General features: G+C 66.2%; 14 protein-coding genes and 2 pseudogenes. 12 read left to right on the top strand and 4 right to left on the bottom strand.

Features of this window, described 5'->3' with window-relative positions:
• Window positions 1-168 precede the first annotated feature (168 nt).
• The 3 genes from KH616_RS11195 to KH616_RS11185 form a co-directional block, all read right to left on the bottom strand.
• Complete coding sequence (locus KH616_RS11195; protein ID WP_292244048.1) at window positions 169-957, bottom strand: sulfite exporter TauE/SafE family protein; 789 nt, start codon at window positions 955-957, stop codon at window positions 169-171.
• 235 nt (window positions 958-1,192) lie between these two features.
• Entirely contained in the window at window positions 1,193-1,924 is a 732-nt protein-coding gene (locus KH616_RS11190; RefSeq protein WP_292244047.1) for a DsbA family oxidoreductase, read from the bottom strand.
• A 116-nt stretch (window positions 1,925-2,040) separates the two neighbouring features.
• Window positions 2,041-2,820 (bottom strand): PAS domain-containing protein, encoded by a 780-nt coding sequence (locus tag KH616_RS11185; protein WP_292244045.1) that lies wholly within the window; start codon window positions 2,818-2,820, stop codon window positions 2,041-2,043.
• Window positions 2,821-3,154: 334 nt separating this feature from the next.
• Here KH616_RS11185 and KH616_RS11180 point away from each other — a divergent pair, with 334 nt between their 5' ends.
• From KH616_RS11180 to groL, 10 genes and pseudogenes are all read left to right on the top strand, one after another.
• Window positions 3,155-3,940, top strand: a complete 786-nt coding sequence (locus tag KH616_RS11180; RefSeq protein WP_292244044.1) for an ABC transporter substrate-binding protein — start codon at window positions 3,155-3,157, stop codon at window positions 3,938-3,940.
• Window positions 3,941-4,025: 85 nt separating this feature from the next.
• Entirely contained in the window at window positions 4,026-5,270 is a 1,245-nt protein-coding gene (locus KH616_RS11175; RefSeq protein ID WP_292244042.1) for an FAD-binding oxidoreductase, read from the top strand.
• Window positions 5,271-5,831: 561 nt separating this feature from the next.
• Window positions 5,832-7,817, top strand: a complete 1,986-nt coding sequence (locus KH616_RS11170; RefSeq protein WP_292244041.1) for a hypothetical protein — start codon at window positions 5,832-5,834, stop codon at window positions 7,815-7,817.
• Between the two features lie 322 nt (window positions 7,818-8,139).
• A pseudogene (locus KH616_RS11165) lies at window positions 8,140-8,495 on the top strand (hypothetical protein).
• A 75-nt stretch (window positions 8,496-8,570) separates the two neighbouring features.
• Window positions 8,571-8,669: pseudogene (locus tag KH616_RS11160) on the top strand (anti-sigma factor); the annotation flags it as partial.
• A 43-nt stretch (window positions 8,670-8,712) separates the two neighbouring features.
• The gene (locus KH616_RS11155) at window positions 8,713-9,114 is read left to right on the top strand and encodes a quinol oxidase (protein WP_292244040.1); all 402 of its coding nucleotides are present in this window, start codon (window positions 8,713-8,715) and stop codon (window positions 9,112-9,114) included.
• Window positions 9,111-9,746 (top strand): DUF1571 domain-containing protein, encoded by a 636-nt coding sequence (locus KH616_RS11150; protein ID WP_292244039.1) that lies wholly within the window; start codon window positions 9,111-9,113, stop codon window positions 9,744-9,746. Before KH616_RS11155 ends, KH616_RS11150 begins: the two co-directional genes overlap by 4 nt.
• A 15-nt stretch (window positions 9,747-9,761) precedes the next feature.
• Complete coding sequence (locus tag KH616_RS11145; RefSeq protein ID WP_292244037.1) at window positions 9,762-10,343, top strand: SRPBCC family protein; 582 nt, start codon at window positions 9,762-9,764, stop codon at window positions 10,341-10,343.
• A gap of 604 nt (window positions 10,344-10,947) precedes the next feature.
• Entirely contained in the window at window positions 10,948-11,241 is a 294-nt protein-coding gene (locus KH616_RS11140) for a co-chaperone GroES (RefSeq protein WP_292244036.1), read from the top strand.
• Between the two features lie 47 nt (window positions 11,242-11,288).
• Window positions 11,289-12,929 carry a chaperonin GroEL gene (groL, locus tag KH616_RS11135; RefSeq protein ID WP_292244034.1) on the top strand — a complete coding sequence of 547 codons (1,641 nt, stop codon included), beginning with the start codon at window positions 11,289-11,291 and terminating at the stop codon, window positions 12,927-12,929.
• A 129-nt stretch (window positions 12,930-13,058) separates the two neighbouring features.
• On the opposite strand, the gene KH616_RS11130 is transcribed toward groL, so the two are convergent.
• The gene (locus tag KH616_RS11130) at window positions 13,059-13,925 is read right to left on the bottom strand and encodes a hydroxymethylpyrimidine/phosphomethylpyrimidine kinase (RefSeq protein WP_292244032.1); all 867 of its coding nucleotides are present in this window, start codon (window positions 13,923-13,925) and stop codon (window positions 13,059-13,061) included.
• Window positions 13,926-14,144: 219 nt separating this feature from the next.
• On the opposite strand from KH616_RS11130, the gene KH616_RS11125 reads away from it, so the two are divergent.
• Together KH616_RS11125 and KH616_RS11120 are read left to right on the top strand one after the other, a co-directional pair.
• On the top strand, window positions 14,145-14,315 hold the full coding sequence (locus tag KH616_RS11125) for a rubredoxin (RefSeq protein WP_013436118.1): 171 nt from the start codon (window positions 14,145-14,147) through the stop codon (window positions 14,313-14,315).
• 102 nt (window positions 14,316-14,417) lie between these two features.
• The coding region (locus tag KH616_RS11120; protein WP_292244023.1) for a hypothetical protein at window positions 14,418-15,667 on the top strand (1,250 nt) is incomplete at its 3' end.

Raw genomic sequence — 15,667 nt, 5'->3', positions numbered from 1 at the left:
ATGTTAACCGAGTTCGCCCCGCGTGCGGAGATCTCCGCACGCCGGATGCGTGGCGGGGCGGCGATGCATCGGGCCGGCGGCATTCGTGCGCCGGCCGTTCGTCAGCAGGGCGTGGGCAGACGCGTGGCCGTTCGCCCGCGCGTTGCGTTGGGAATCGCGCCGGTTCGCTTACGCGAGCACGAGCCGCACGCCGACCGCGACGAGCGTCGACGCGAGCAGGTTGCGCAGCAGGCGCTCGGGCGCGCGCGTCGACAGGTGGCTGCCGATCACGATGCCGGGCAGTGAACCGATCAGCAGCGACAGCAGCATCGACCAGTCGACCGAGCCGAGCAGCCAGTGTCCCATGCCGGCGACGAGCGTGAGCGGAACGGCATGCGCGATGTCCGAGCCGACGATGCGGGTCGTCGCGAGTGCCGGATAGAGCAGGAGCAGGACGGTGACGCCGATCGCGCCGGCGCCGACCGATGTCATCGACACCAGCGCGCCGAGCACCGCGCCCGTCAGGATGGTGGAGTAGAGCGTGCGCGCCGGGCTCGACGGAAGCGGGTTGCGTGCGGCGAAGGCGGCGAGTTGCGGCCGGAAGATCAGCGCAACCGACGTGAGCAGGAGGGCGGCGCCGAGCACCGACTGGATCAGTCGCGCGGCACCGGGCGAATGCATGCCGTACGTGTGCAGCACCCACAGCGTGATGGCGGCCGCGGGGACGCTGCCGGCCGCGAGCCGTCCTGTGATGCGCCAGTCGATCGAGCCCTTCGCGCCGTGCACCAGCGTGCCGGTCGCCTTGGTCGCGGCCGCGTAGAGCAGATCGGTGCCGACCGCCGTTGCCGGATGGACGTTGAACAGCAGCACGAGGATCGGTGTCATCAGCGAGCCGCCGCCGACACCGGTCATGCCGACGAGGAAGCCGACGAACAGGCCGGACGCGGAGTACAGCAGATCGATATGGGGAAGCGACATCGGAAGCAGGCGGTTATGCGACGTTCGACGGCGGCGCGCGGGTCAAAGTCCGACATTGTCGCAAAACTGGCGGGTCGATGTACGACCGCGTTAAAAATAGGCCGATCGCGCGGCGGCCGGGTCGACGGCGGGACTTGTCTGCGCAGGGTTCCGCTGAGTCGCCTTCTCAGGTATGAGGAATGCGGTGCCGATGCCGCATGCGCTGCTCCGGGCCGCTGCCGGGCCGGTGCGGCGTTTATGCGGTCGGCGGAAGTGCGCAGCCGTCGGGGCCGCAGGCGGCTGCGTCGGTCTCGCCGGGCGCGACGATGCCGTCCTGCCAGGCTTGCTCGAGCGCCTGCGCGAACGTGTCGGCGGGCTGTGCACCGGACACCGCATAGCGGCCGCCGAACACGAACAGCGGCACGCCGCGTCCGCCGATCTGCGCGGCGCGGGCGCCGTCGGCCTCGACTTCGTCACGGTACGCGTCGCTGGCCAGCACGGCTTCGGCGGCCGTGCGCTCGAGTCCGGCGTCGACCGCGAATTCGGCGAGCGCGCCGTGATCGAACAGCGAGCCGTGCTCGCTGAAATACGCGCGGTACAGGCGTTCGGTCAGCGCATGCGCGTGGCCGGTCGTTTCGGCGAGCTTCACGAGCCGGTGCGCATCGAGCGTGTCGCCGACGAGCGTGCCGGGCAGGTCGTAGCGCAGCCCGACGCTCGCCGCCGCTTCGGTCACCTGGCGCAGCATCTGCTCGACCTGCGGGGGCGAGAGCCGGTATTTCGCGGCCAGCATCGCCTCGACCGGCTCCACCGGCTCGCCCGGCATCAGGCGATACGCGCGCAATACGACGTCGACGCGATCCGCATGCGCGAACGTGGCGAGGGCCGTATCGAAGCGACGCTTGCCGATCCAGCACCACGGGCAGATCAGGTCGGACCAGATTTCGACGGTCAGCGTCGGGCGGAACGTAGCGGAGGGCGTAGTCGGCATGGTCGAGCGGGCAGGGCAAATAAATGTAACCGGGACTATATCATTTTGTGTCCGGTGCTTCGGCTCCAGCTGCCTTGCGGGCGCACGGCCCTGAGGCACGGGCCGCCGCGCAGCGCTTACAGCTCGCCGCGCGTGTCCTTCAGATGCTTGAGATGCTTGTAGACCGTCGCGCGTCCCATGCCGAGCACGTTCGCGACGTAGTTCGCCGCGCTCTTGCCGCGAAACGCGCCTTCCGCATAAAGCGCCTCGACGAGCTCGCGCCGATGCTCGCGCGTGAGGCCGTTCAGGCCGATCTGCCGCTCGCTCAGCCAGCCGTGCAGAAACGTATTGATGCGCTCCTGCCAATCGTCGCGGAACAGCTCGTCCGGCTGCGTGACGACGCCCGCGCCCTTGATGAACAGGTCGAGCGTCGCGCGCACCTCGTCGAACACCGCGATGTTGAAGTTGATGCACATCATGCCGGCCGGGCGTCCGTCGTCGTCGAACAGGATATTGCTGACGCAGCGCATCCGCCGCCCGTCCCAGTTGAGTTTTTCGTACGGACCGATCACGCGTTCGCGTGCCGAATGATCGATTTCCTCGAGTGCCGAATCGTCGCCGACCTCGCGCTTCGACAGGTTGTTCGCGAGATACAGCACGGTCTGGTCGTGCAGATCGTGGATCACCACTTCCGCATACGGGAAGAACAGCGCGGCGATGCCATCGGCGATCGGCGCATAGCGCGTGAGCAACAGGTCTTTGACGGGGGATTTCTTCTTGCGCATCGGAATCGCTACCTCGAGTGAGCCGCGGCCGGGCGGCTCGCCGGGCCGGTCATCGGGCGTTCCGGCATGCCGGCGTGCTGCTGCCGCGGCGGTGGCGCCATTGTATCGGGACGATATGCGCGTGGTGCTCATGTTGGCGTCAGGTGCGTGAAGCGCGCATGCGTCATGCGGTCACGATTGGATGGAGCGAAAGTCCAGTATGGATTCAATATGTCAGGCTTGATTTTCTGCTCGATCAGATTGGATTTTCATGAAAAATCATAGGGTTGTGAATTTTTTGACGGCTGGATGCAGCCAGATGCCGACACGGTTTCTGTACTTTTTATAGTCTATAGTAGACTTACAGTCTATATTTTGCGTGCATGGATCACAAGGCCGCCCGCCAGCGGCTCAGTGCGTTTCGGCGCATTGTCCGCCGACGCCGCGCGCCCGATCCTCATCACCCCAACCCGGACAGGAACCTGTCATGAACTGGAAGCATTCTCTTTGCGTTGCTGCTGCGTTCGCGAGCGCGGCCGTTGCGGCCCACGCGGAGCAATCCGCCACCACGCTGCGCTTCGGGATCGAAGCGGCTTACCCGCCGTTCGAGAGCAAGACGCCGGCAGGCCAGTTGCAGGGTTTCGATGTCGATATCGGCAATGCGGTCTGCGCGAAGCTGAAGATGAAATGTGTGTGGGTCGAGAATGCGTTTGACGGCCTGATTCCCGCGTTGCAGGCGCGCAAGTTCGACGCGATCAACTCGGCGATGAACATCACGGCGAAGCGCAGGCAGAGCATTGATTTCACGCCGGCGATCTACGTCGTGCCGATCGTGATGGTCGCGAAGCGCGGCTCGCCGCTGCTGCCGGATGCGGCGAGCCTGCGCGGCAAGCACGTCGGTGTGCTGCAAGGTTCGTCGCAGGAGGATTTCCTGAAGGCGCACTGGGCGAATGCGGGCGTGTCGGTCGTGCCGTATCAGGACCAGGATCAGATCTACGCGGATCTGGTGGCGGGCCGGCTCGATGCCGCCGTGCAGGAAGCGCAGACCGAGCAGGAAGGTTTTCTCGACAAGCCGGCCGGCCGTCTCTACCAGATCGTCGGCGAGCCGCTGAAGGATCCGGCAACGCTCGGCGAGGGCACCGGCTTCGGGATGCGCAAGGGCGACAAGGCGCTGCAGGCGAAGATCGTCGGCGCGCTCGACGCACTCAAGAAGGACGGCACGCTGAGCGCGTTGTCGCAAAAGTATTTCAGGCGCGACATCATCGCGAAGTGAGTGCGGGCAGCGCCGCGCGCGATTCCGTGTGCGATACCGGGCGCGTGGCGGCGTTTCATCGAATCTCGACGCAGTGCGAGGAAGCATGGATTTCGACGTTATCGTTCTGGGCGCCGGCATTGTCGGCGTGTCGTCAGCGCTGCATCTGCAGGATCGCGGCTTGCGCGTCGCGCTCGTCGACCGGCGCGGGCCGGGCGAGGAAACGAGTTATGGCAACGCGGGGCTGATCGAGCGCTCGTCGGTCGTACCCTATGCGTTTCCGCGCAGGCTCGGCACGCTGCTGCGTTATGCGCGCAATCGCTCGGTCGACCTCTACTGGGACTACAAGGCGCTGCCCGCGTATGCGGGCTGGCTGGCGCGGTTCTGGTGGGAGTCTGCGCCCGAACGTCTCGCCGCGGCTACGCGGGACATGTTGCCGCTCGTCGCGGCCAGCGTCGACGAACATGACGCATTGCTCGCGCGAGCCGGCGCGCAGCCGCTCGTGCACGACGGCGGATGGATCGAGGCGTTCCGCTCGCCGGCATGGTTCGACGCGGAGGCGCATGCGCAGCAGCGCATCGCGAGCGAACACGGGTTGCGGATGACGGTGCTCGATGCCAACGCACTGCGCATGAAGGAGCCGAGCATCAGCGGCGCGTTTTGCGGCGCGCTTCACTGGCAGGATCCGAAGGCCGTATCGAATCCGGGGGGATTGACCAAGGCCTATGCGCAGTTGTTCGAGCGCGGTGGCGGCACCTTCGCGCACGGCGACGCGACGACGCTCAAGCAGGAGGGCGATGTCTGGAGCGTCGAGACCGTGCATGGACGGATGGCAGCGCGCTCGGCAGTGATCGCGCTTGGCCCGTGGTCCGATCAGGTCTTTGCGCCGCTCGGCTACCGGATTCCGTTGCGCGCGAAGCGCGGCTATCACATGCATTACCGGCCGACGCGCGGGACGTTGACCGTGCCGGTATGCGACACCGAACAGGGCTTCGTCGTCGCGCCGATGGACGGCGGCCGCCTGCGCCTGACGACCGGCGTTGAAATTGCGCAGCGCGGCGCGCCGCCGACCGGCGTGCAACTGGCGCGTGCCGAGCCGCTCGCGCGCGATGCATTCGGCATCGGCGAGCGGCTCGATCGGGCGCCATGGCTCGGGATGCGCCCGTGCACGCCGGACATGCGTCCGGTGATCGGACCTGCACCGCGTCACCGGCATCTGTGGTTCGCATTCGGCCACTGCCACCACGGGCTGACGCTTGGACCCGCGACCGGGCGCCTGCTCGCCGAAATGATGACGGGCGCGCCGACCTATATCGATCCCCATCCTTATCGCCCCGCACGTTTCGGCTGAATACCGGCGCCGGGCTGGCGGCGCGACATGCGGAGCGTGTGAATATCGGCAGTGGCAGCACGTTGCGCGCACTGCCTGTCGGCGTTCGCGTGCCTGTTCCGGGAGAAGACACAAATTTTCAACTCGCTGTCGGTAGCGGCCGGGTTATCCGCTTTCCTGTGTGCTGAATAAGTTGTGTGAACGATTTGAAAGAAGTTTTCCGGAATGAGAAATGAGTTTCAAGGTGATTTCCAAGGAATTTTCATATTGATGAAACGGAAATTCATTAGGCAATTCGATTGACGTTGCGCGGCCTGAGAAAGACGTGTTCCGGAGACCATTCGAATGTACCGGCACACGTTACATCGGGGCTCGCAAACGTTACGTTACATCTATCCCCGACGCGCCCTATAAATCACACAAATGATGGGCTGTGTAGGATTTTTTGCAATGAAATCAATTGAGATAGCGGTATTGCATTGCAATAAGTTCACCAAATAAACCTGATCGTTCTGATTGGCACGCTTCCTGCAATCCGTCCTCGTGCTTGATCAACGTAGTGCCAACCGTGATGAGGTTACGATGGGAAAGAACTTTAAATTGACGCGCGTCGCGCTGTCGGTTTCGACGGTATTCGGGATGCTGGCATCAGGTGCTGCAATGGCGGGGCCGCTTGATGCATTGCCTGTTTCGCAGTTGATCGTTCAGCCGTCGGGCGGCGTATCGGCATCCCTCACCGCGAATGGGGTGACGCCGGCGGGGTCGATCGGTATCACGGCATCGACCACGAGCGGGGTGACGACGACGCTGCCCGGTCCTCTCGGCGACCCGGTTGGCGCGCTGACAGGCTCGCTTGGCGGTGCTGGCGGCGTGAATCCGCTGGCTCAGGTTCAGGGCGCGGTGGGCCAGGCGGTCGGCACGCTGGGCAACGTGGGTGGAGGCGCGAATCCGCTCGCACCGATTCAAGGTGCGGTGGGCCAAGCGCAAGGCTCGCTGGGCAATGCAGTCGGCACGGTAACCGGCGCGCTGGGTAACGTGGGCGGCGGCACGAACCCGCTGGCATCGGTCCAAGGCGTCGTGAATCAAGTGGTCGGCACGCTGGGCAGCAACAACCCGGCTGGTGCACTAAGCGGCGCAGTGGACACGGTAACCGGCGCGCTGGGCAACGTCGGCGGCGGCACGAACCCGCTGTCCCCGGTGCAGGGCGCATTGACGCAAGTGGTCGGCGCGCTGGGCAGCCACAACCCGTCCGGCGCGCTGAGCAACGCGGTGAACACGATCACGGGTGCACTGGGCAACGTCAGCGGCGGTGCGAATCCGCTGGCGCCGGTTCAAGGCGCAGTGACCCAGATCGCGAGTTCGTTCGGCGGCAACGACCCGGCCTCGGCCTTGACCAATGCGGTCAACTCGCTGAGCGGCACGCTCGGCAACCTCGGCGGTACGAACCCGCTCGCACCGGTCCAAGGTGCGGTGACCCAGGTGATCAACACGCTGTCCGGTGCTGCCGGCAGCAGCCCGATCACGCCGATCACGAACGTCGTCAGCAGCCTGCAGAACGCGCTGCCCACCGGCGGCGGCAACCCGTCCGGCGCACTGAGCAACGCGGTTGGCACGGTAACCGGCGCACTGGGCAACGTCGGTGGCGGCTCGAACCCGCTGGCACCGGTGCAAGGCGCTGTCAGCCAGGTCGTGAATACACTCGGCGGCAGTAACCCGGCGGGTGCGTTCAGCAGCGCGCTGAGCTCGGCGACGGGTGCGCTGGGTAACGCAGCGGATGCGGTGACGGGGGCGCTTGGCCGCGTCGGCGGCGGTTCGAACCCGCTCGCTCCGGTTCAGGGGGCGGTGAATCAGATCGTCGGCACGCTTGGCGGCAGCAATCCGGCCGGCGCGCTCACGGGGGCCGTGAATTCGCTGACGGGCGCACTGGGCAACGTGGGTGGTGGGGCGAATCCGCTGGCGCCGATCCAGGGCGCGCTGGGTAATGCCGTTGGCACGCTGACGGGCGCACTGGGCAACGTGGGTGGCGGCGCGAACCCGCTCGCGCCGGTTCAAGGCGCGGTGACCCAGGTGATCAACACGCTGTCCGGTTCGACCGGCGGCAGCCCGATTGCACCGATCACGAGTCTCGTGAATGGTCTGCATGGCGCGCTGTCCGGCGGCAGCAATCCGGTCGGGGCACTCACCGGCGGAGTCGGGGCGGTGACCGGCACGCTTGGCAATGCCGGCGCACCGCTGTCGCAGGCGGCAGGCACGCTGACGGGCGCGCTCGCGAACGGTCCGGCGGCGCTCTCGCAAGCGGGCGGCGCAGTCGCAGGCGCGGCGGGTTCGAAGACGACTGCAGGCGGCGCGCTGATGGGTTCCGGCGCGGGCGCGGCGGGCTCGCTGCTGACGAACGGTGCGAATGCAACGGCGACGGTGGTCAGCGCGGTCGGCACGTCGGTCGGCACGATCCTCGGTTCGACCCCGAGCGTGGCTGTGACGCCGCACTCGGGCAGCGCGTCGGCCAACAACCCGCTGGCGCCGGTGACGTCGCTGATCTCGACGCTGTCGAGCGGACTGCGGAAGTAAGGCGGTCGGGCGGCGGCCGCGCGTCGCCCGCCGCTGGTACAGCAAGGCGGCATGGCAGCGATGTCATGCCGCTTTTTCTTATTGGCGCCCCCAAACCGCACAACCTGCAAAAAAGAACACGAACGGCAGCCACCTGCGCGGACACGCATCCATGCCATCGCAACGGAATAACAGGGGCTGCCCGTCCGTTTATCTACCGAGTCACGACACGGTTCCGCAGCGGGATAATTTCAGCGAAGAAGCCGATGGCCCGGTTTCGCGACGGTGGCGTGCGCGTCTGCCGCCGCCGCCGCGCCGCGATGCCGTGCGAAGGAGAACGGGAATGAAACGGATCCTGCTGATCACCGCGCTGACGGCCGCGGCGTCACTGCCCGCGTTGGCGGAGCAGCCTCGGGTCGGCGGCGGCAAGCTGGTCGACGAAGATCACATGACGCTCTACGTGTCCGATCAGGATGCGCCGGGCAAGAGCATGTGCAACGGCGCATGCGCGGCCAACTGGCCGCCGGCGCTCGCCGATTCGTACGACAAGGCGTCGGGCGCGTGGAGCCTCGTGAAGCGTGCCGACGGCAAGATGCAGTGGGCGTATCAGGGACGCTCTACCGCTGGAAGATGGATCGCCAGGCGGGCGACGCGAGCGGCGACGGGATGGGCGGCATGTGGCACGTTGCGCGGCCGTGATGGCGCGCTTGCATGCGGGGCGAGCGGATGAGTTACGAATCCGACCTGCTGGTCTGGCTGCCGCGCCTGACGCGTTACGCGCTGTCCGGACGGGGAGACGACCCGCGTCTTCGCGAGATCGCGATGGAAGCGTGCAGCGCGCTCGGCGGCCCGCCCGACGCGTGGAAGGGATGACGGCCGGGGCGGCCCCGCGGAAACGGAGTTTGCGATGAGGCGGATGACACGAAACCTGCTGGTCGCGCTCGCGGCGCATGCGAGCCTGGTCCACGCTGACGATACGACGGTTCGTGCCGCCGTCGATGCCGACGGCGTGCAGCGGGTCGCGATCGTCGGCGGCAGCTACTTCTTTCATCCGGATCACGTGATCGTGAAGGCCGGCAAGCCGGTCGAACTGACGGTGTCGGCCGAGTCGGGGATGATTCCGCACAACTTCGTGATCGACGCGCCCGAGGCGGGTATCGCGGTGCGCGCCGAGTTGAGCACGACGCCGCAGACATACCGTTTCACCCCGTTGCGGCCGGGGCGCTTTGCCTACTATTGCACGCATCGGCTGCTGTTCTTCAAGAGCCATCGCGCGCGCGGCATGGAGGGCGTGCTGGAGATCGAGGGGATGCCGTGATCGCCGCAATACTGGCCGCCACGTTGATAGGAGCGAGCATGACAGCCGATCCCGTGGCCGTCGCGCAGGCGCATTTCGAGCGCGCGCATTCGTACCGGGCGACGATTCGCTCGTGGCCGCGGGCGGGCGACCCGACCGAGATCCGTTACGCGTACCGGAAACCCGGCCATGTCCGGATGGATTTTGTGTCGCCGCACCACGGCGCCGTGCTGATCTACGATCCGACGAGTCGCAAGGTGCGGCTGCGGCCGTTCGGTGAACATGCGCCGCCTGCGTTGTCGCTGTCGCCGGCCAATCCGCTCGTGCGCGACCGGAGCGGCCACCGGGTCGATCAGTCCGACGTCGGCGAGCTGCTTCGCCATGTCCGCGAACTGCAGCAAGGCGGCGTGACCACCACGCTGGGCGAGGCGGACATCGGCGGGCGGACCGTGCTGCGCGTGAGCGTCGTCGGTGCGCCTGCGCATGCGGTGGCGGGTGGTGTGCATCGCTATCAGCTATGGCTCGACGCGGCGGACGGCTTTCCGCGGAAGGTGATCAGCTTCGAGGAGGATGGCGAGACGCCGCTCGAAACCGTCACGCTCGACGACGTCGAGATCGACGTCGCGTTTCCCGAGCATTTCTTCGATCCGTGATGTGTTGGAGGCGGCATGGCCGATTATCGGTTTTGCACGACATGGCGTATCGACGCGCCATTGACCGCCGTCTGGCATGCGATCTATCAGGCAGACGCGTGGCCGGCCTGGTGGAAGAGCGCGGAACGAACCGTCGAGATCGAGCCCGGCGACGCGCACGGTGTCGGCGCGCTGCACCGCTACCGGTGGAAAGGCGCGTTGTCGTACCGGCTGACCTTCGATATGCGCGTGCTGCGCGTCGAGCCGATGCAGTTGCTCGAAGGGCGGGCGAGCGGCGCGGTCGAGGGCGACGGCCGCTGGACGTTCGCCGGGGACGGGCACCGCACGATCGTCCGCTACGAGTGGCACATTCGCACGCACATCCGCTGGATGAACTGGCTCGCGCCGCTTGCCCGCCCGCTGTTTGCCTGGAATCACGATGTCGTGATGCGCGAGGGTGCGAAAGGGCTCGCACGACTGCTCGGCGCGCCGGTCGAGGCGGATGGCCGGACGTTCGTGCCGCCGCATTCCGCGGCAAACGGATCGACCGCTACGTCGTGCCGGCCATTTCCGGCCTCGCGCCCGCCCATCGACAGCGCGAGAACCAGGAACGGATGATGCACGCGGTCGGCAGCATCGCCAGCGTGGTTGGCGTCGCATTCATGGACGTGTTCGCGTAACGGTTCGCCCACGACGAACGTCGGGGCGAGCGTCGTCCCGCATCATGCCCGAATGGCTGATTCTGTCGCTCGACACGCACCGGATCGAAACCTGATTCACGCAATTCGTATGACGATACACGCGAATTCCGGCGCTGCCGCCCCGGACGACGGGGGCGGCGGGCGGGATTCCGTGAGGCGCGCCTGACGTTTGATCCGGGATAACCGGCGGCGATGTACGCGATTTCCCTAGGCGGAACTTGGCGCCTCATTTCAAGTCTTTCTTATCCCGACCGCTGACTCCGGGCTGCCGGCAAGACGTTTGCGAAATGCGCTAAATCGTTGATTGATCGGGATAAATCCCGTGCCGATCCGCCGGTGAAAGCGCCCGCGCCGCGCCGGAAATTATTTGATATCGGCCGCGCCGGCCCCTTCTTGAATTTGTCAAAACCCGTCCATATAATTAGCACTCGTTGCACGAGAGTGCTAATAATTCGCTGCCGGGCGTTCCGCCGGGCAGATTCCCTAAGCGTTCTTCAGTCTCATTCAAGAGAGGAGTGAATATGAACCTTCGTCCTTTGCACGATCGCGTGATCGTCAAGCGCCTGGATCAGGAAACCAAGACGGCTTCGGGCATCGTGATTCCCGACGCAGCGGCTGAAAAGCCGGACCAAGGCGAAGTGCTCGCGACCGGCCCGGGCAAGCGCGACGACAAGGGCAGCCTGATCGCACTCGACGTGAAGGTCGGCGATCGCGTCCTGTTCGGCAAGTACGCTGGCCAGACCGTCAAGGTCGGCGGCCAGGAACTGCTGGTGATGCGCGAAGAAGACATCATGGCTGTGGTCGACGCCAAGTAAGCGTCCACATACGGTCCACATTTCAAAAGAATCCTAGGAGTTAGAAGATGGCAGCTAAAGACGTCGTATTCGGTGATTCCGCCCGCTCGAAGATGGTCGAAGGCGTGAACATTCTCGCCAACGCAGTGAAGGTCACGCTGGGTCCGAAGGGCCGCAACGTGGTGCTCGAGCGCAGCTTCGGCGGCCCGACGGTCACCAAGGACGGTGTGTCGGTCGCGAAGGAAATCGAGCTGAAGGACAAGCTCCAGAACATGGGCGCGCAAATGGTCAAGGAAGTGGCTTCCAAGACCAGCGACAACGCAGGCGACGGCACGACGACGGCAACCGTCCTCGCGCAATCGATCGTCCGCGAAGGCATGAAGTTCGTCGCGTCGGGCATGAACCCGATGGACCTGAAGCGCGGTATCGACAAGGCAGTCGCAGCGGCTGTCGAAGAGCTGAAGAAGATCAGCAAGCCGTGCACGACGAACAAGGAAATCGCACAAGTCGGCGCGATTTCGGCAAACAGCGACACGTCGATCGGCGATCGCATCGCTGAAGCGATGGACAAGGTCGGCAAGGAAGGCGTGATCACCGTCGAAGACGGCAAGTCGCTGGCCGACGAGCTGGACGTCGTCGAAGGCATGCAATTCGACCGCGGCTACCTGTCGCCGTACTTCATCAACAATCCGGACAAGCAAGTCGCCGTCCTCGACAACCCGTTCGTGCTGCTGCACGACAAGAAGGTGTCGAACATCCGTGACCTGCTGCCGGTGCTCGAGCAAGTCGCGAAGGCTGGCCGTCCGCTGCTGATCATCGCGGAAGACATCGAAGGCGAAGCACTCGCAACGCTGGTCGTGAACAACATCCGCGGCATCCTGAAGACCGTTGCGGTCAAGGCGCCTGGCTTCGGCGATCGTCGCAAGGCGATGCTGGAAGACATCGCGATCCTGACGGGCGGCCAGGTGATCGCCGAGGAAACCGGCCTGACGCTCGAGAAGGCAACGCTGGCAGAACTGGGCCAGGCGAAGCGCATCGAAGTGGGCAAGGAAAACACGACGATCATCGACGGCGCAGGCGAAGCGGCGAACATCGAAGCGCGCGTCAAGCAGATCCGCACGCAGATCGAAGAAGCGACGTCGGACTACGACCGTGAAAAGCTGCAAGAGCGCGTGGCCAAGCTGGCCGGCGGTGTCGCAGTGATCAAGGTCGGTGCTGCGACCGAAGTCGAAATGAAGGAAAAGAAGGCACGTGTCGAAGACGCGCTGCACGCAACCCGCGCTGCCGTTGAAGAAGGCATCGTCCCGGGCGGCGGCGTTGCGCTGATCCGCGCACGTAGCGCGATCACGGCACTGACCGGCGCGAACGCCGACCAGAACGCAGGCATCAAGATCGTGCTGCGCGCGATGGAAGAGCCGCTGCGCCAGATCGTCACGAACGGCGGCGAAGAAGCCAGCGTCGTGGTGGCGGCCGTTGCTGCAGGCAAGGGCAACTACGGCTACAACGCAGCGACGGGCGAGTACGTCGACATGGTCGAAGCCGGCGTCGTCGACCCGACCAAGGTCACGCGTACCGCACTGCAAAACGCAGCATCGGTCGCCGGCCTGCTGCTGACGACGGACGCAGCGGTTGCAGAGCTGCCGAAGGAAGAAGCACCGATGCCGGGCGGCATGCCGGGCGGCATGGGCGGCATGGGCATGGACATGTAATCGACTTCGGTCGATTGCGTCCGGAGCGCGCGGCAACGCGCGTTCCCGCCAACAAAAAGACCCGCAGCGATGCGGGTCTTTTTTTATGCGCGCACATCCGCCGCGCATCGTGCGTGGCGGATGCCGGGATCAGTGCCGGTGCGTCGTGCGCGGCAGCATGTCGGGCGTCGTCGCCGGCGGGGCGGCATCTTCGTCGTTGCTGCGCGCCCAGAAGAAGCGGTCGGGCAGGTAGGCGCCCATGCCGGGCCGGAATGCGTCGCGCACCGCCTGGTACAGGTATTCCTGGGCCTCGCGCACGGCTTCGGGCGGTTCCTGGCCATTCGCGAGCAGCGCGGCGATTGCCGCGCCGAGCGTATCGGTGATGCCCGTCAGCCGGTGCGGCGTGCGGTCCCACATGTCCTCGCGGAGCAGGCCTTCCTCGCCGTACAGCGTATTGACGAGCCGGTGAGAGCCGGTTTCGGTCGCAAGAATGTATTCGCAGCCCTGTGTGAGCAGATGCGCAATCGCGGCGTCGAGGTTCGGCGCCTCGGCGTCGCCGTCCGGCTGCGCGAGCGCGAGGAGCGTGGCGTGGTCGGCGACGAGCAGCGTCGTCTGCGGCGCGAGCAGATCGGCGATCGATTCCCGCAGATCGTCGGCGGCGAGCACATGTTCGTCGTCGAGCGTGAAGTCGGGCGCAAGCACGAGCGGCACGCCGTCGTAATCGGCGACCACTTCGGCGATCGCGCTGACCACTTCCGCGCGGGTGGCAGCGCCGATCTTGAACGCGGCGACCGGCATGTCCTCGAGCAGCATGCGTGCCTGCGCGGCGACCACGTCGGGATCGAGTCCCGTCACCTCGTCGCAGGAGGCCGAGTCGCGCACGGTGTAGCCCGTCAGCACGGACACGCCGTGGCAGCCCATGCTCGCCAGGGTCATCAGATCGGCTTGGAGGCCGGAGCCGCCGGTGGGATCGGACAGGCCGAAGGTGAGGACGATCGGAGGGGCATTGCTGGACATGGAAAAATGGGGCAAGAAAAAACGGTCATGCGGGGTGGCGTGCACCGGCCGGGTGCGGCCTTTCCGGCCATTATGCGGCGGAATCCGGTACGCCGAGCGGATTTTTTAGCGCGCCGCAAGGTATGTGTCCCACTAGAGCGCCGGATTGCTAGGCAGTCCGGCCCCGACACGGTACCATCATGGCTCTCGAATTTACGGACTCTCCCGACGCGGCTTAAGATGGAATACAAGAGCTGGATGTGCCTGATTTGTGGCTGGATTTATGACGAAGAAGCCGGATTGCCCGAAGAGGGCATCCCGCCTGGCACGCGCTGGGAAGACGTCCCGATCAACTGGACGTGCCCGGAGTGCGGCGCGCGCAAGGAAGACTTCGAGATGGTCCAGATCTGACCTGAGCGTTGCTTCAGGGCATTCCGCTCGGGCTTGGCGTCCCGCGGCCGCTTCGGCGCCGCGATGGCGCGACCGGCTTGACGATGACAGGCGCGAGTGTCCATGATCCCCGATCCGGCGGTACCTCCCGTACTTGATGCGCTGCCCAATCCGCGCGGCGGCGCGGTGCGGCCGGCCGACGCATGGCTCGCGGCGGCCGATGAGGCATTAGACCGCCGCGACGATGCGGCCGGTCCGTTGTCCGCGGCGGCCGCGGTATTCACCGAAGCCGGATGGCTGCCGGCTGCCCGCTTCGCGGGCCAGCTGGCCGACGCGGCGTCGCTCGTCGGCACCGAGCCGACTTCCGCCGGATTCCGCGCGGCATTGCACGATTTTCGTGCGGCTGTCTCGCGCCACAATCTTCGCGAGCTGGCCTGCTCGCCGATCCTTTTCGACCATTTCCGCGTGCTGCGTGCCCAAAGCGCCGCCGATCTGCGCGCGCAGGTGCCATACGATGCGCTGGCGCTCGCCGGCCGGGCCGTTCCGCCTGCGTCGATGCGCGCATTGCCCTCATCCCTTGTCGCACGGCTGCGCGCCCGCTACGAGCAGGCGTTGCTCGCCGTGCTGCGCGCCCAGCAAGTGCCGCCCGACTCGGCGCTCGACGAGCTGGACGCATGCGCGGTCGAGCTGGCCGGCGATGCCCCTTACGATTTCTGGCGTCTCGCGACGGCCTGCATGCGTGCGCTGCGCGCCAGCAATGCCGCCGAACTCAGGCGTTTCCTCGCACGGACGAACCTGCTGCTCGGCGAGCAGGCGCAAGGCCGGCGCGTTGCCGCGCCCGACCTGGTCAGGGAAACGGTGGCGCTGTTATGGCGGGACTTCGCGCTGTTCGGCGCGGCGGCGGAAGATGTCGCGCTCGTCGACGTGCTGCACGACTACGGGCTCACCGTCGACTGGCATGTCGCCGGCACGCCGGCGTCCGAAGCGCTGTGGGAAGCGGACGCCGCGCGTGCGGAGGCGGATGCGGTTGCAGCCGCGCCGATCCGCGAACTCGGCGTCGTGACTGTCAACGCGCATGCTTACGAAGACTTCCTGCAGACGGCGGATGCGTCGATGGCCGACTTGTCGGCCGATCCCGCGACGGTCGACGCGAGCGCGGCCTGGCGTGCGGCCGAAGCCGCATACCGGGTCGGCGCGGCGGCCTGCGCGCTCGGCCTCGGCCATGCGTCGCTGCTTGCCGATACGCTCGGCCTCGCATGGCGCCGTGCCGCGCATGGCGCACGGTCGGACGAGGCCAGTCTCGCCGAGCACCGTCATGCGTCGGACATGCTGCGGGCCGCGTTGCTCAAGATCGCCGACGGCGTGGCGCCGCC

This window comes from Burkholderia sp., assembly GCF_018375725.1.
In the GTDB taxonomy this organism is placed as follows: domain Bacteria; phylum Pseudomonadota; class Gammaproteobacteria; order Burkholderiales; family Burkholderiaceae; genus Burkholderia.
This window is presented reverse-complemented; position numbering and strand designations above follow the sequence as displayed.

What these genes read in the sequence shown, in the direction of transcription:
- KH616_RS11130 (WP_292244032.1), bottom strand. Translation starts at nt 13,925, where the DNA reads ATGTCCAGCAATGCCCCTCCGATCGTCCTCACCTTCGGCCTGTCCGAT.
- KH616_RS11125 (WP_013436118.1), top strand. Translation starts at nt 14,145, where the DNA reads ATGGAATACAAGAGCTGGATGTGCCTGATTTGTGGCTGGATTTATGAC.
- KH616_RS11195 (WP_292244048.1), bottom strand. Translation starts at nt 957, where the DNA reads ATGTCGCTTCCCCATATCGATCTGCTGTACTCCGCGTCCGGCCTGTTC.
- KH616_RS11170 (WP_292244041.1), top strand. Translation starts at nt 5,832, where the DNA reads ATGGGAAAGAACTTTAAATTGACGCGCGTCGCGCTGTCGGTTTCGACG.
- KH616_RS11140 (WP_292244036.1), top strand. Translation starts at nt 10,948, where the DNA reads ATGAACCTTCGTCCTTTGCACGATCGCGTGATCGTCAAGCGCCTGGAT.
- groL (WP_292244034.1), top strand. Translation starts at nt 11,289, where the DNA reads ATGGCAGCTAAAGACGTCGTATTCGGTGATTCCGCCCGCTCGAAGATG.
- KH616_RS11185 (WP_292244045.1), bottom strand. Translation starts at nt 2,820, where the DNA reads ATGAGCACCACGCGCATATCGTCCCGATACAATGGCGCCACCGCCGCG.
- KH616_RS11180 (WP_292244044.1), top strand. Translation starts at nt 3,155, where the DNA reads ATGAACTGGAAGCATTCTCTTTGCGTTGCTGCTGCGTTCGCGAGCGCG.
- KH616_RS11190 (WP_292244047.1), bottom strand. Translation starts at nt 1,924, where the DNA reads ATGCCGACTACGCCCTCCGCTACGTTCCGCCCGACGCTGACCGTCGAA.
- KH616_RS11155 (WP_292244040.1), top strand. Translation starts at nt 8,713, where the DNA reads ATGACACGAAACCTGCTGGTCGCGCTCGCGGCGCATGCGAGCCTGGTC.
- KH616_RS11145 (WP_292244037.1), top strand. Translation starts at nt 9,762, where the DNA reads ATGGCCGATTATCGGTTTTGCACGACATGGCGTATCGACGCGCCATTG.
- KH616_RS11175 (WP_292244042.1), top strand. Translation starts at nt 4,026, where the DNA reads ATGGATTTCGACGTTATCGTTCTGGGCGCCGGCATTGTCGGCGTGTCG.